This window comes from Actinoplanes sp. NPDC051494, from assembly GCF_044454705.1.
GTDB lineage: Bacteria > Actinomycetota > Actinomycetes > Mycobacteriales > Micromonosporaceae > Actinoplanes.
Window position 1 is genome coordinate 233,819 of the sequence record NZ_JBITDZ010000009.1, and the last position, 15,747, is coordinate 249,565.

The 15,747-nt window shown below is 69.7% G+C and carries 7 protein-coding genes; 2 read left to right on the forward strand and 5 right to left on the reverse strand.

The window, feature by feature from the left end; genetic code table 11:
* Positions 1-13 precede the first annotated feature (13 nt).
* The gene (locus ACIA6A_RS28620) at positions 14-4,798 is read right to left on the reverse strand and encodes a hypothetical protein (RefSeq protein ID WP_396100984.1); all 4,785 of its coding nucleotides are present in this window, start codon (positions 4,796-4,798) and stop codon (positions 14-16) included.
* A gap of 474 nt (positions 4,799-5,272) precedes the next feature.
* Between ACIA6A_RS28620 and dnaB the strand changes: the two genes are divergently transcribed.
* Complete coding sequence (dnaB, locus tag ACIA6A_RS28625; protein ID WP_396101159.1) at positions 5,273-6,697, forward strand: replicative DNA helicase; 1,425 nt, start codon at positions 5,273-5,275, stop codon at positions 6,695-6,697.
* 59 nt (positions 6,698-6,756) lie between these two features.
* Here the strand turns inward: dnaB and ACIA6A_RS28630 are convergent, their stop codons facing one another.
* From ACIA6A_RS28630 to ACIA6A_RS28640, 3 genes are read right to left on the reverse strand one after another with little or no spacing between them, the layout of a single operon-like run.
* Entirely contained in the window at positions 6,757-7,107 is a 351-nt protein-coding gene (locus ACIA6A_RS28630) for a hypothetical protein (protein ID WP_396100985.1), read from the reverse strand.
* Positions 7,097-13,579: a toxin glutamine deamidase domain-containing protein gene (locus tag ACIA6A_RS28635; RefSeq protein ID WP_396100986.1), complete on the reverse strand. Its 6,483-nt coding sequence runs from the start codon at positions 13,577-13,579 to the stop codon at positions 7,097-7,099. The genes ACIA6A_RS28630 and ACIA6A_RS28635 overlap by 11 nt, the downstream gene beginning before the upstream one ends.
* The gene (locus tag ACIA6A_RS28640) at positions 13,576-13,905 is read right to left on the reverse strand and encodes a hypothetical protein (protein ID WP_396100987.1); all 330 of its coding nucleotides are present in this window, start codon (positions 13,903-13,905) and stop codon (positions 13,576-13,578) included. Before ACIA6A_RS28640 ends, ACIA6A_RS28635 begins: the two co-directional genes overlap by 4 nt.
* Positions 13,906-14,038: 133 nt before the next feature.
* On the opposite strand from ACIA6A_RS28640, the gene ACIA6A_RS28645 reads away from it, so the two are divergent.
* Positions 14,039-15,271 carry an SUKH-3 domain-containing protein gene (locus ACIA6A_RS28645; RefSeq protein WP_396100988.1) on the forward strand — a complete coding sequence of 411 codons (1,233 nt, stop codon included), beginning with the start codon at positions 14,039-14,041 and terminating at the stop codon, positions 15,269-15,271.
* A gap of 26 nt (positions 15,272-15,297) precedes the next feature.
* Here the strand turns inward: ACIA6A_RS28645 and ACIA6A_RS28650 are convergent, their stop codons facing one another.
* Positions 15,298-15,747, reverse strand: a complete 450-nt coding sequence (locus ACIA6A_RS28650; protein WP_396100989.1) for a zf-TFIIB domain-containing protein — start codon at positions 15,745-15,747, stop codon at positions 15,298-15,300.

Consider the following 15,747-nt stretch of genomic DNA (forward strand, 5'->3'; position numbering starts at 1 on the left):
CGTCTTTTGCTCGTCAGCTGAGGGATTGACCGGTGATCGCGGAGGTCAGTACGGTCGCCAGCCCGCCGCCCATCACGGCCGCGGCGAGGCCGACGCTGGCCGCCTTCCAGGAACCGCTCGCCCAGCGCAGACCCACCGCGACCAGCATGCTCAGCACCAGGGAAAGCCCGAACTGAGGCGCCGCGTTCGCGAGCGTGGTCAGGGCGTTCGCCTGCTGGCTACCGTTGAGCACGAGCATGTACAGCACGAACAGGACGACCGGGACGCCGTACCAGACAACCGTGTAACCGACCGCCGCGAGCGGACCGCCAGTGTTCTCCTCGATCTCGTCATCCGGCTCGAGCAGATCGTTCTGCCGAGCCGACGCCGACGTCAACGTGCTCACCGGCCGGCGTTCGTACGACCCGGTCGGCGACGTCATCACCGACCCGCGCGGCGGCCACTCGGTGTCCGGCGGATCCTGCCAGCTCGCACCCGTACGAGCGATGAGCGCGGTCGCACCCTGCGAAGCCGAATTGGCCGCCGGAACCTTGACGGCCGCGGACGCCCCGTTCTGCGACGGAGCCCGGAACGGCACGAAGTCACTGGTCCCGAACCGCCGCGACTCCCCGTCGGCGAGATCGCTCTCCGCCCTCAGGTCATCGCGCCAGTCCGCGGCCTGCGGATCGCGGTACCCCGCGGCCGGCGCGCCCTGACCCCGCTCATCCTTGAGCCAGGCCGGCTCGTCCCGCTGAATGATCTCCGTAACGGCATCGCCGGGCCGGGGCGAGCCCCCACCCTGCTCGGCGCGAAGCTGGCTGCGCCAGTCCTCCCCCGGGACCGCCGCCGACCCGCTCGCGGCAGCCGCAACCGGGTCGGGACGTGCGGTCGCAGGTGCGCCTCGGTCGGCCTGGAGCTGACTACGCCAGTCCGCCGCAGGTGCTTCCGGCTGCGCGACGGCCCCGCCCTGGTTCGTACGGGGCCCGGTCGCCGCGGATCCGGCCTGCTCAGCACGAAGCTGGTCGCGCCAGTCCGGGACCGGGTTCGCCGACTGCGCCGCAGGCCAAGGAGAGGCACTCCCCCGTTCAGCGCTCCCCTGTCCAGCACTCCCCTGTCCTGCACCGCCTTGCTCCGCGCGAAGCTGGCTGCGCCATCCCTCGGCCTGGGCTTCGGCCTGCGCCGCGACGTCGCCGGACAGGCCCGGGGGCGTCCCCTGCTCGGCGCGGAGTTGAGTCAGCCAGCTCTCGGTCTGGGCATCCGACCTCGGCGCGGCAGCGCTACCCCGGATCGGTGCTTCCCCCTGCTCCGCACGAAGCTGATTACGCCAGTCCGTGGTCCGATCCTCGGCCTGCGCCCCGGGCCGCCACGCACCGACCTGGGCCTGCCCACCCGGGCCCGCCTGCCCGCTGAAGCCTGCCTGCCCACCCGGGCCTGGCTGCCCGTCCGGGTCCGCCTGCTCATAGCTCAGGCCTGCCTGCCCACCGCGGCCTGCCTGCCTGCCCGGGCCTGCCTGCCCGTCCCGGCCTGGCTGCCCGTCCGGGTCCGCCTGCTCATAGCTCAGGCCTGCTTGCCCGCCGCGGCCTGCTGGCCTGCCCGGGCCTGCCTGGTCGACTGGGCCAGGACGGCTGTCCCGGCCGGCTTGCACGCCGGATCCGGGCCGGGTCGATCCGGGGGCGGTCTGTGCCACTCCGGAGACCGGCCGAACTTCATACCCCTCCGGAGGGCCGGACATCGGCCGGTCGTAGTCCGACGGCCGCTCGTCGTAACCGGAAGGCACGGCGGAAACCGGGCCGTCGTAGCTCGACGGTCCCCACGGCGCGGCCGAGACCGGTGCGTCCCCGGGACCGGGACCCCACGGCGCACCCGACCCACTCGGCGCCGCCGAGGTCGGACGGCCGTCATCACGCCGCCGGCCGGAGGGCCCGGCTTCGAGCTCGCGGGCCCGCCCGGTCAGCGGCCTGGTCGGACCTTCCCGGTCGACCCGGTACGCCTCAGGGTCGACGGGCTGCTCAGCCGGTGCCCGTCGGCGTCCCCCGCGCGGGTCGTCATCCTGCGGCTCGCGCCCACTCTCGAGGGCCAGCGGTGGCCCGTCCAGTGCTCGCCGGCGTCGTCGGGGTCGAGGACTATCGCCTCGGTCATCCTCGTCGTCTTCATCGTCGGCGTCGGCTCGGTGCCACTGGCCGGTGTCGCTGTCCCGGAGCCAGACATCCGAATCCCGGTCGCGGTCCCCCGCCGACTCGAGCTCGTGCTGCCAGCTGGTGTCCGGTTCACGCTTCCCGCCGTACGCACGCTGGCTGTCCCGTCGCGCCGGCGGCATGCCGATGCCACGCTGCGCGTCGAGCCCACGGCGGGGTTCGCGCTGCGTTTCCGGCCCACGCGGCCGGTTGGGACGCCGATCGGGGGCACGAGCCGGACGTCCGTCCGCGCCGTCCCGCTGCCAGGACCCGGTGTCGCCCGGTCCGGGCCGGGCGACACGCGACCGGGAACCGGTGTCACCCGGCGCAACCTGGTCGGCCCGCTGCCAGGACCCGGTCTCAGAAGGCCGTGGTTGGTCGCCGCGCTGCCAGGACCCGGTTTCGGAAGGTCGCGGTTGGTCACGCTGCCAGGACCCGGTTTCAGAGGGGCGCGGCTGGTCACCACGCTGCCAGGACCCGGTCTCGGACGGGCGCGGCTGGTCACCACGCTGCCAGGACCCGGTCTCGGACGGGCGTGGTTGGTCGCCTCGTTGCCAGGAGCCGGTCTCAGAAGGTCGTGGTTGGTCGCCTCGTTGCCAGGAGCCGGTCTCAGAGGGCCGTGGTTGGTCACCGCGCTGCCACGAGCCGGTTTCGGAAGGCCTGGGCTCATCACCGCGCTGCCAGGAGCCGGTCTCCGACGGCAGCGGTTGATGGCCGCGCTGCCACGAGCCGGTTTCGGAAGGCCTGGGCTGGTCCCCGCGCTGCCAGGAGCCGGTCTCGGACGGGCGCGGCTGGTCACTGCGCTGCCAGGAGCCGGAGGCCGAGGGGGACGCGGATTCGATCTCGCGACGCTGCCAGGAACCGGTGGCCGAGGGCGGCGCGGACTCGATCTCGCGGCGCTGCCACGAGCCGGACGGCGGGCCCGACTCGATCTCGCGCGGCCGGGATCCCGGGTCGCGCCGGGTGTCGTCGCGTTGCCAGGTGCCGGTGTCCGTACGGCTCTGCCAGCCGCCGTCTCTGTTCCAATCGCGGGGCTGGTCGGCGGGGCGGGGCGGCACCGGCAGGCCGATGACTCCGGTCTCGGTGGCACTCTGCGCCCACGGGTCCACCGGCGGTGTGGTCCCGGGGTCGCGCCGCCACGACCCGGAGTCGTTCCAGCTGTCCCGGGATTCCTGCCCACGGGCCTGGTCGCCACTGCGCCAGCTCGCGCTGGGCGGTTCCGCCGGCTGCCAGCTTTCGGTACGACGCTGAGCGCCGCGGGATTCGTCGCCGCTGCGCCAGCTGTCGGGGGCCGGTGGGGTGCTCTGCCAGCTGTTGGTGGTCGTGCCGGTGCGCCAGTTGTCGGCCGGGGGCGGTTCGGGCGAGTCGCGGCGCCAGCTCGCGCCGCCGGATTCCGGTTCGTCACGGTATGCGGGGATGTTGCCGGTATCGGTGTGGCCAGCCCAGTTATCCGTTTCGGAACGCGACGTCCAGCCCGTACCCCCGGTGGTCCTTGATCCGGTTTCGGGGGCCCGGCGGCGACCCACCTGGCGTGACCCCTCGTCGAGGCCCGCCTGTCCGGCGGCGGCCTGGCGGCGCCATTGCTCGCGGTCGTCCTCGCGGACGAGGTGCCGGCCGTCGTCGCGCCAGTCCGAGCGGGCTGGGTCGGCGCTGGGCTGCCAGGTGGAACGGGTCTCCCAGGACGGGCGCTCCGAGCGGGTTTCCCAGGACGGGGTGGCTGGATTCGACGGCGTCGCGAAACCCTGCCAGGACGGGCGCTCCTCGGCCCGCTGCCAGCTGGGGGTCGGATCGGCGGGGCGTTGCCAGGACGGCGGGCTGTCCGGCGGCGCCGACTGCTGCCAGCTCGGGAGCGGATCGGCCGGCGGCTGCTGCCAGCTCGGCGTCGGGTCGACCGGGCGTTGCTGCCAGCTCGGGACGTCGCCGGGCTGCTGCCAGCTGGGCGTGGGGTCGGCGGGGCGTTGCTGCCAGCTCGGGGTCGAACCGGGGGCGGGCAGGCGGCTGGAGCTGGCGTCGGACGCCTGCTGCCAGGTGGGTGTGGCATCGCCGGGCCGCGGCTCGCGGGGCTGCTGCCAGCTCGGGGTCTGCTCGGCGGACTCCGGGGTGGGCCACGCGGTGCCTGAGATGGCCGGTGTGCGCGTCAGGGAGTCGGTGGAGGGCAGAGTCGGGGGGAGCGATGATTCGGCGTCAGGGCCGCTCTGCCAGGCCTCCGTGGTGGTGCGCCAGCCGTGGGTGCCCGACGGCGACGACCATTCGGTCGTCTGGCGCCAGCGGGCCGACTCGGCGGTCGACCGCCACTCCGCCGTCGAGGTGCGCCAGCCGACGCCGTCCGCCGGGACCGGGGGGCGGCCGGTCGCCGCGACGTCCGACCAGCGGCTGACCGTGCCGGAGCTTTCGACGGCCTGGTCGTCGTTCTGCGCCCAGGCTTCCGCGCGCAGCGACCATGCGACTGCCTCGGGGATCGGCTGCATGCTCCCGGTGTCGGTCACCGAGCCGGTGCCCCAGCCTGGTGCGCCGGGTTCCTGCTCGGCTGATCCGTCTTTACGGCGCGAATCGGGACTTTCCGGGCGGTCAGTGGGTTGCCAGGAGTCAGCGGCGCTGCGCTCTCGCGGCAGGCGGGCGCCGTAGTCCCACTCCCGTTGGTCCACGGGAAAAGCGTGACGTGCGTTCTCCAGATCTGCAACGCCCTGGCGCGATCGCTTCGTCACCGGCAGCACCTTTTTGTTTTCTCCACACGGTGGGGACGAGGAAAACGCTGGTCACAGCGCTTCGTGACGTAGCGTCTCCGGGGGTTTTACACAGGCTGTGCACAGGGCTGCACACAGGCGCGGCCCGCTTGTCCACAGGTTGTCCCGAGCGCTGTCCACCGTGCCGTTTGGGCCGATGACGTGCAAGTTCGTATTGTTACCGGCGCTGCACCAGGCCCCGGCCCGGTCCAGTCGGGTCATCTCGGCCCGGATCGGAAAAGGCGGGGGATTTCGTGTCATGAATCACTCGCCCGGGCGAGTCCCCACCCGAAAGTGTCATACCAGAGGTGTTCGATCTACCCGGGTGCTCGCCGGTTCCATCCGGCTCGCTGTTCGCTGACCCGCGGTTCACAGGAGGGGAAGGTCGGAGTGTCCATCACCGATGACGCACGGCCCGAGGCTAAAGGACAGTCGTCCGGGCGCCCACCAGGTCCCCCCGCCGGCCCCCCATCGGGAGGCGGCGGCGGAGGGTTCGACAAGACCCCGCCCCAGGACATCGCCGCGGAGCAGAGCGTGCTCGGCGGCATGCTGCTCTCCAAGGACGCCATCGCCGACGTCGTGGAGATCCTCAAGACCCCGGATTTCTATCGCCCGGTGCACGCGACGATCTACGACATCATTCTCGGACTGTACGGACGGGGCGAACCCGCCGACGGCGTCACGGTGGCGGCGGCGCTGGCCGATTCCGGTGACCTCCAGCGCATCGGTGGCGTGCCCTACCTGCACACCCTGATCGAGAGTGTGCCGACCGCGGCCAACGCGTCGTACTACGCCCGGATCGTCTCCGAGCGGGCCGTGCTGCGCCGCCTGGTCGAAGCCGGCACCAAGATCGTCCAGCTCGGCTACGGTGCCGGCGGCAACGGCGGCCGCGACGTCGACGACATCGTCGACCTGGCCCAGCAGGCCATCTACGACGTCACCGAGAAGCGCGTCAACGAGGACTTCATGGCCCTTGGCGACATGCTCCAGCCCACCCTCGACGAGATTGAAGCCGTCGGTGCCTCAGGCGGCATGATGACCGGTGTCCCCACCGGCTTCGCCGACCTCGACCGCCTGCTCAACGGCCTGCACGCGGGCCAGCTGATCATCGTCGCGGGCCGCCCGGGCCTCGGCAAGTCCACCGTGAGCATGGACTTCGCCCGCAACGCGGCCATCCGCCACAATTGCGCCAGCGCCATCTTCTCCCTCGAAATGAGCAAGATCGAGATGGTGATGCGCCTCCTCTCGGCGGAGGCCCGGGTCTCCCTGCATTCCCTGCGCTCCGGCCAGCTCTCCGACGACGACTGGACCAAACTCGCCCGCCGCATGGGCGAGATCAGCGAAGCCCCGATCTTCGTCGACGACACCCCGAGCATGAACCTCATGGAGATCCGGGCGAAGGCCCGCCGCCTCAAGCAGCGCCACAACCTCAAACTCCTGGTGATCGACTACCTCCAGCTGATGAGCTCGCCGAAGAAGACGGAAAGCCGCCAGCAGGAAGTCTCCGAGCTCTCCCGAGGCCTGAAGCTCCTGGCCAAGGAGGTCGAGTGCCCGGTGATCGCGGTGAGCCAGCTGAACCGTGGCCCGGAACAGCGCACCGACAAACGCCCCCAGCTCTCCGACCTCCGAGAATCCGGCTCCATCGAGCAGGACGCCGACGTCGTGATCCTGCTCCACCGAGACGACTACTACGACAAGGAATCCCCCCGAGCGGGCGAAGCCGACTTCATCGTCGCCAAGCACCGAAACGGCCCCACCGACACGGTCACGGTGGCAGCCCAGCTACACCTGTCCCGCTTCGTCGACATGGCCATCAACTAACACCGACACCTGGCGCCGCCGTTCGGAGGTCAAAGCCCCGAACGGCGGTCCCGGCAGTTCTATCGCGTCTGATCAGCCTGGCGCGGAGGGCCGTAGTCCCAGCCCATCCGCTCGCCCTCGGCACACATCTCCAGCAGGACAGCCTCGTTAGGCAGCTCCGACCGCAGAGCCAGCAGAGCGGCCTGTTCGGCTACATGTCGATCAACAGGTTGGATCCTGTCGCGGTATTTGTCGTCGTACAGGAACGACACGGCGAGGGCCGGCGCATAGACCCAACTGTGCCGGGGAACGCTCCAGATCACCGCCCGGAACGGGCTGTCCGGCCGGACCTGATAAGCGATCAGGCTGCTCACGGCGCCTGACAAGTCCGACTTCAGCACCACCTGATAGTCGAAAGCGCTATCGGTCATCGCGACCATCCACTTCGGTGACTTCGAATACGTCAGCCCGGGTGAGCCCGCGCTCTGCCAGTTCGCCATCGAGAGACCTGCCCGACCGAGCCAAGAAGCGAGAGTACTCCCGCCACACCGCCGGCTCGGTCTCGATGAGACGCGCGAGAGTGGTGTCGATGGTCTTGGTGACCGGCAGACGATCAAGGTTGGCGGGCTGGTGCTCAGCGATGTTCAAGGAGTGGTTGACCTGCAACATGTTGAGGAAGGCGCGAACCCGGAGCCAGGGTGGGGCAAGCTTGAACCGGAACGCTTCGTACTCCCGGTGCGTCCGGCTCCCGGCCGCACGCGACAGCGGCGTAGGGAACTGAACTTCGAATCGGAAACCGTCCCGGTCGGTCAGTACGACGTTCAACCCGTTGTGCCGACCACGCCGGGACCAGAAATTCGTGACCTTGCTCGGCGTGAACCCTGACCTGCCGAATTCGGCAAGCGAAGCCATGACCGCCGAGACGTAGCCGTCCTCGGACGTCTGGATCGAGAAGCGGACCCGATCCGTCGTGCCGGCCAGGAACGTATCAAGGTCCAGAGCCTCGAACTGGGACTCGATCGCATACGCGCGGGCAAGCGAATGGGCGGTCTTCACCCGGTGCTCCTCGCCGACGATCTCCAGTGAACCGGCGATGCCGGCAGCACGAAGCCGATCGACAACGCGGTGCAGTCGGGTGGAGAGCACAGCCGCGAGCCGTCGAGCATCACCGACTGACAGGGCGATCGCCGCTCGTTCCTCATCTGACAGCAGGGCGAGGAGCTTGCGTTCCTCCTCGATCGGATCAAGCTCGGACATCGCACCCGAGGAGGAATCACCTACCGTTCGGGTGGGCCGTAGGTCCAGCCCATCTTCTCGCCTTGCTCGATCATCGCTGCCAGCTGAGCCGGGGAGGGGAGGGCGGTGTGGAGCTGTTCCGTGGCCACCTGTTCCGCCGTCCGGCGGTCGACCGGCCTCGTGTCGTTGGTGGATGAATCGTCGAAGAGGAGACTCGCTGCGATCGCTGGGGCGTAGATCCACTCGGCCCGGGTTACGTGCCACATCACGGCTTGCAGGGCCGAGGTGGCCGGTGCCCGGTAGGCGATCAGGCTCGTGACCTGGTTCGACCCCGCGTCGGCCAGGATTGTCTGATAGTGGAAATCCGTGTCGCTCATTTTCGCTGATCAGCCTGTCTATGCCGGGAAGGTCTGCCCAGGTCAGTCCCCAGGCGCTGAGGATGTCTTCGAGGTTGGCCCCATGGGACTCGACGAAATCAATGTATTCGGTCCACGCGCCCTTGCCTCGGCCGGCGGCCCATCGTGGGAGTGAGGTGACCACCGAGACAAAATCGCCGATTGTCGCAAGATCGGATGGCTGGTGCTCGGCCATCTTGTGCATCTTGTTGATGCTGATGATGGCAAGGAAAGCTTCTATTCTCTCCTGGCCCGTTACCGTGTGGGAATCGATACGGAATATCTCGTACAGGTCGTGGGTCAGTTTGCCGACCTTGTGGGATTGCGGGGTGGGGAGCTGTAGCTCCATGCGGAAGCCCTCTGGGTTTCGCATGGTGATGTTCAGGCCGTTGTGGCGGCTGCGGCCATCGCCCCAGAAGCTTGCTACCTCGAGGATTTCGTAGCCCTGGGTGCGGAGTTCGTGCAGTACCTGGGTGAGGGCTGCCGCGTAGGTCTGTTCGGGCAGGGTCATGGAGAAGCGGACCCGGTCGTTGACGTCCTTGAGGAAGTCCTCGACGGAGGTCTGGCTGGTCGCCTGCTTGAGACTGAATTTGCGGGCCAGGGATTCGACGGCTTTGACTCGGTGGTTTTCGTCCACAATGGTCGCCGGGACGGTCAGGGTGTCGGCGAGACGGCGCATGCGGGTGAGTTCTGTTTCGGCTACCTCGGTGGCCGTCGCGCGTGCGGCTAGGAATTCCTGCCGCACCCGGGGATCCAGAGCTCCGAATGCTTCCTTTTGGGCCTGCCTGGCGTGGCTGAGGGCGTCGGGCAGATCGTTGGGCGGGGCTCCGGTCGGGTGGTGGGTGGCTCGGGGCCCGGTGGACGGGCCGGTTACCGGGTTGCCCTGGTTGTCGACCACGAGGGCGTCCACCGAGACGATGTTGGATGGGCCCGGGAATCCGGTGTGGGTGTAGAGCGGGATCGTTTCGGAGAGATGGCCTGTCTGGGGATCCAGGAACAGGATCGTGCCGTTCTGGTTGACCGCTGCCCAAGCGTGGGAGGTGCCCTGTTCGGCGCCGGTGACTATGAAGGCGAACGCGCCGTGGCCGGTTTCCAGCAACTGGTCGTGCAGGGCGGCCAGAGAGGTGTCGACTGCGATTTTTGCTTCACGGTCCGGCAGGGATCCGACGTACGGGCAGAAGCTCTGGAAGTCTCCACCTGTTGTATTTTCTATTCTTGCCAGTCCACCCTTTTCGGCTCCGAGTGGGTGCGTCGGATTGCCCATTGCGTATGAGTCGAACGTCCTAGGGGCGGACACTCTCGGGCGCCCGTGGATGTACGTCTCGTAGAGCGACAGGACGCCGTCCGTGCAGTTGATGCCGCGGGTCGGATCGGCCGCCGGACCGCCGTCGTTCGCCAGCGCGAACCATTTTCCCCGTCGGGGATCGGCCAGGCGTCGCACCCGGCCGTCCGCTTGCCGCGGCATGGCTTCTTCCAGATCTTTCTGGTGTACGGCCAGAGGTGCTCGCAAACCACCCCGCTTCCCGTACCGCCGGCTGCGGTCGATCGGGGCGGGGATGTCGTTGCCGGTCAACGCCGATCGGTCGGCCGTTGTCACGCCGGCATGGGCCAGGGTGCCGAGGTCGTCGTTGAGTCGCGACCAGTCGGGTGGCTCTATGACGGTGCTTTCCGGAACGCGCGCTCCACGGCGTACCTCATCGGAATGGACTGTCAGTTCTTCGGCGTTCTGGTGGGCGAGCCTCGCATCCCTGCGCAATTGATCCGCGAAAACGGTCGAGCCATTGCGGGCGGCATGGTCGGCCCGCTGGTTGAGTTCGTGGCCCCGGGTGCGGTGGTTCTCTGCGGCACGCTGCAGATAGCCGGCGTGATCGGTTCGGCGGTTGTCTTCGAAGTCGGTCCGGATCCGGTCGAGATATTCGCCGTAGACGCGACGCGACGCGCTGTCCGGAAGATGGGGCGGCAGGTTATGGGAACGGGGGCGCCACCAGCCGTCCTCGCGATCGGTGAAGGGGAGCGGATTGGCCCGGCCGTCCACGACAACCGCGTCGAGGGCTACGAGATTGTCGGGGTGGGGTTCGCCCCGATGGCCGTAGAGAGACATTCCCGGTGGGGCCACCCGGCCTGACTGCGGGTCCACGAAGAGGATTTCGCCGTGGTGGTTGACCGCCGCCCAGGCGTGTGCGGCACCGCCTTCCCAAGCGCTCACCAGGAATGCGAATGACCCGTGTCCGCCGGTCGTGAGCTGGGCGGAAACCTCACCCAAGGCTCGGGCTGCCCGTTTCTGCGCTGTCGCGGGAGTGTCCGACGGGTCGGGCTTGCACAGCGATTGCAATTTGGCGCCGGCGGCGTATTCGACCCGTTCGGGACCGATCGCCTCGCCGTAGAGGGGGCGTTGGGGGTCGCCGTCCTGATAGGCGTCGAAGGTGCGGGGTGCGGATACCCGGGGGCGGCCGTGCACATAGGTGTCGAAAAAGGAGAGTACGCAATCCTGACAGTTGATGCCTCGGGTCGGGTCGGCGGCCGGGCCGCCGTCGTTCATGAGCTGGAAGTAGGGCGTGCGCGGGTCCAATTGGCGCATCGGGTTGCCGGCGGCATCGCGTGGAACCGCCTTTTCGAGGTCGAGCTGGTGCTGGGCCAGGGGCGGCCGGAGCCCGCCGGACTCGCCGTACCTGCGGGTGCCGTCGATGGGCGGTGGGTGACCGTTCCCGGTCAACATGGAACGGTCGTCCAGGGAAACGGGGCCGGGGGCGAGGTGTCCGCTGTCGCGGTTCGCGCGGTGCCAATCCTGCGGTTCGACGGTGGTCAGCGCACCGAGCTCGGTGTCGTAGGCCGGGTCGCGCCGGACCCGCGCCTCCGCGTCGGCCAGATCGGCGGCGACGGTCGCCCGCTCGACGTCGGCCTCGAAGAACGCGGCCAGGCCGGGATCGAGTTTCAGGAACTTCGCGATGCGAGCGGAGCGGCGGGCGCTGCGGGCCTGATTGCGAGCGTTCTGTGCCTTTTGCTCCAGGCGTTCGATCGCGTCCTGCCGCCTGAATTGTGCGTATGCGGACCGCTGTTCCCGGGCGAACCGTAGGTATCGGTCCACATCGGAGGAGGTGGCGGGGGCTGGGTGATGGCTCAGAGGTGGCGTGGACCAGGGGCGGCCGATGCGGTGACGACCGCTTTCGATCACTGTGGACGACGGGCTGGGAGGGGTGGATGTCGGTGTAGAAAGGGCGGAAGAAGGCGGCGGGGAAGCGGTCGGCGGTGCGGCAGACGGTGACAAGGGCGTTGAAGCGAGGGGAAGCGGCGAGGGAGGTGGTGAGGAAGGAGGCGATGGAGAGAGATGCGGCGGGGAGATCGAAGGTGGTGCTGAGGGCGGCGACGAGAAAGCGGGAGGTGGCGGGGCGAGGGGTGGTGAGCCGGGAGGTGGGGAGGTGAAGGGCGATACCGGGGAAGGGGAGGTCTGGGTAGTGGGGAGGTCTGAACCGGGGGCGGGGTTCGGGCCGAGGGCGAGGTCTGGGGCTAGGGCGAGGTCTGGGGCTGGGGCGAGGTCTGGGGCGAGGACGGTCAGGGCTGAACGGTCCGGCAGGCCGGCGGGTGGCGCGATGGTGGCGGTCGCTGGGGCCAGGCTGGACAGGTCGGGGCCGGTTGATGAGGGCGAATTGCCGATGGTGGATAGGGGCAGCTGGGGTGAATTCGCAGGTGCTGACTCTGCGGGTGGGGACGACAGCGCGGAGAGGTCAGGCCGGGAGGGATCGGTGAGCGCAGGGCCGCTGCCGGAGAGAGGGCCGTCAGCGGGTGAGGTGACGGGGCCGGTCGAGGGGCCGTCGGGCGAGGTGGCGGGGTCGGTCGAGGGGATGGTGGGTGAGGCGGCGGGGTCGGTCGAGGGGATGGTGGGTGAGGCGGCGGGGTCGGTTGAAGGGCTGCCGGAGAAAAGGCTGTCGGTGGGCGAGGCAGCTGGGCCGGTCGAGAGGCTGTCGGCCGGCGAGTTGTCGGGGATGGTCGTAGGGATGTCGGCCGACTGCCCGGCGAGGCTGTCCGGCGAGGAAGCGGAGGGGTTACCGGCGGCGGGGTCGCCCGTGGCGGTGGCGGAGCCCGTGGCGGTGGCGGAGCTAAGGGCGGTGGCGGAGTCCAGGGCGGTGGCGGAGCTAAGGGCGGTGGCGGAGCTATGGGCGGTGGCGGAGTCCAGGGCGGTGGCGGAGCTATGGGCGGTGGCGGAGTCAAGGGGGGTGGCGGAGTCAAGGGGGGTGGCCGGGCTATCGGGGGGCGCGGGGGCGAGCGCGCTGGAAGAAGGAGCCGTGCCGAGGTCTGGCGCCGGGGATGCCGGGACCGTGGGCATCTTGGCCAGCAGCGCGTCCGTTGCCCCGGTGGTTCCGGAGTGGAGGGCCGAGCCGGTGGCTCCCGAGCTGGCTGATTTGGCCAGGCCTTCCAGGTCGGGAAGGCCTCCGCCGACCGCCGCGCCGCCGAATTCTCCCAGGATCTCGGCTCCGGCTCCGCGGGTGATGCTGTGGTGGGAGCCGCCTCCCACGTGGGCTCCCGAGGCTGCGAAGCCGCCACCGAAACCGCCCGCCGCCGACCACCCGGCATCCGACAGGCTGAGGCCGTGGGCCCGGCCGGTGGTGTTCTGGTATCCCTGGATGGCGCCGTTGGTGATGAGTTCCTCGCGGGCCTCGTCGAAGCCCTCGCGGATCGCGTCCCGGCCCAGGTGCTTCAGGCCCTGCCGGGTGGTCAGCTGCTTGACCGCCCGCTTGCCCGCCGCTTTCAACGATTTCTTGCCGAGCTGTTCCACGAGCCGTTTGAAGATCTGCTGGATGGCCAGCCGGGTGGCCGTGATCAGGCCTCCGGCTGCGGGGGAGGCCGCCCCCAGCGTCATGGCCACCGCTACCGCCATGCCGATGAGTTCGATCAAAAACAGGGTGATCTCCACCCAGGCCTCGATCTTGGCGCCTTCGATGTCGCGGCCGCAGCCTTCGACGAGTTGGCCCAGTTCGTCGGCGATCTCCATCAGGGTGGTCAGCGGTGTCTCGTCCCAGGCTTTGGTGAAGGCCGTCGCCGCGTCGCCCTGGTAGCCGGTGACCACCTGGTTGGCCGCGTCGGCGGCTTCGTCGCTGGGGCCGGCCAGCTGGGTGGCGATGGCGTACCAGCGGTCGGCCACGTCCCAGGTCGTGCGTTCGTTGCCGGCCGGCCAGTCGAAGCCGACCACCCATTCGAGTGCTTCGTAGGCCCAGCCGGGGACGTCGAACGGGCTGAAGTCCAGCGGGTGCGGGATGGGGCTGGGCAGGATGGTCACGGCCGCTCCCGGTACGTCTGCCGCACGCTCATCGAGGCCTGGAGGTCGGTCCGGGTGGCTTCGCGGACCGCGGTGACCACCGCGTCGCCGAGGTCTTCGACGCGGGCGGCGAGGGCTTCCCAGAGCTGCAGGAACTGGTCCTCGACCGGGCGGTAGTTACGTTCGAAGGCGTGGCCGATGCTGTCGGTGCCCCAGGGCTGGGCGTCGCTCATCGCCGCGGCTTCGGCTCCGGAACTCGCGCGCAGGCCGCGGAGGTTCTCGCCCGCGGTCGCCAGGTCGCGGCCGCCGGCGAGGGTGTGCGGAGAGTCCAGCCAGAACTCGTTCATCACCGGCACCCATTCATCGATGAAGATGACTGTAACGGGCAGCACGACTCTGCGTGTTCCGGTAACTTCAGAGCGTGCATATTGGATACACGGAGCGCGAGCATGATCGGCTCAATGACAGTTAGGGAGCGGAATGATCACTAGGGCTGATGCCGAGGAGATCGCCGCCGGGTGGGCGCGCAGCGAGTCCGAGCGCCGGGGGTACGAGTGCATGCCGATGCTGACCGAATTCGATCTCGGCTTCGTGGTGTGGACCCGGCAGCCGCCCGCTGTGCTGCCGGTCCCCGGCGATGGCGCCCGCACCGTCATCGACCGTGAGAACGGTGCCCTGTCGACGTATCCGGGAGTGCCACCCAGCGTTGTCGCCGAGATGTACCGGGAGCGGCGGCCGGAGATCGTCGCGCAACGGCGTACCGTCGCTCCGGAAGTTGAACTGCGGCGCAACGCGCGTCGCCGGCCGGTGCCGACGACGGCCGCGCACATCACAGTGGACGGTCGGTTGTTCCTGGCCCGGGGCGCGAAAGGCGATCAGCTGATCGACCATCACCCGCTGGTCGCGGCTCAGCTGCGCGAGATGGAACCCGCCATCACGGTACGCGGCACCGAGCGTCACGCCGAGCTGATCGTGCTCTCCGATGTGCTCCACGAGGCGGACCGCCGGCGCGAGACGCCGATGACCCTCGACGAGGCCCGGACCTGGTTGCGAACGGCGGAGTTCGAGGCATTTCTGGTACGGGAAAAGGGCGACCCGCTCGCCGGCAGCGCCGCCCGCCCGTGTGAGTCGTGCATCTCGATCCTGGTCGACCTGGCCGTCTTGCCGTGGTCCCACCTGGCGTTCATCGAGCCGTTCCGCCCGTACTCGGCGAACGTCGCGCAGCCGGGCCGCTTCCCGGACCCGGTCGCGGGGGCGCTGGCCGACGCGGGCTGGCGGCCGATGCGGCGCGCGGTGGCCGAGGTGCTGGCCGACGGCATGATCAACGACGTGGTCACGGTCGTGGGGAGCCGGTTCCGGCACCGGGCGTTCCCGGCCGCGCGGGCCGCGGTGATGGACTTCCCCGGGATCTTCTGCGGACTGCGCGCGCCCGGGGTGCGGCGGCAGATTCGCTGGCTGAATCTCGAGCCCGCGGCCGCCGCGCACACCGCCGACCTGCTGGGGGAGTTCGGCGAGGTGCTCGGGTCGGCGTTGTTCCCGCTCGGGGTGGAGGCCAAGGGCGACGCGATCGTGGCCATCGACGAGCAGGGCCGCGTCTTCGGGCTGGATCAGGGCGGCGAGTGGTATCTGGGCAAGGACCTCGACGAAGCCCTGCTGAGCCTGCTCACCGGTGACGGCCCGGCCGAACGGGTGCGCGACGACGGCACCTGGTGAGCCGGGCCGCGCCCCCGAAAGCCGGCCTAGTCGAAGAAGTCGTTGAGGAAGCTCTTCTTCTTGCGTCCCCGGTAGTGGCCGTGGTGGCCGCCGCCGCGGTAGTGCCCGTGGTAGCCCTGCTGGCCGTAGGCGGGCTGGCCGTAACCCGGCTGACCGTACGCGGGCTGGCCGTAGGCGGGCTGCTGGCCGTAACCGGGCTGACCGTAGGCGGGTGCGGGAGCCGCGTAGCCGCCACCGTGCACCGGCGGGGCGGGCGGGGGCGGCGGGGGCGCGTAGCCACCCGGGGCCTGGGCGGGCCGGGGCGGGGTGGGCGCCTGGCTCTTGTTCCAGTTGGCCTCGGCCTCGAAGAGTTTCTCCAGCTCACCGCGGTCGAGGAACATGCCGCGGCATTCGGTGCACTGCTCGAGGGTCACGCCGCTGCGCTCGTAGACCCGCATTTCGCCGCGACACTTGGGACAGGTCATCTGGGGCTGCAT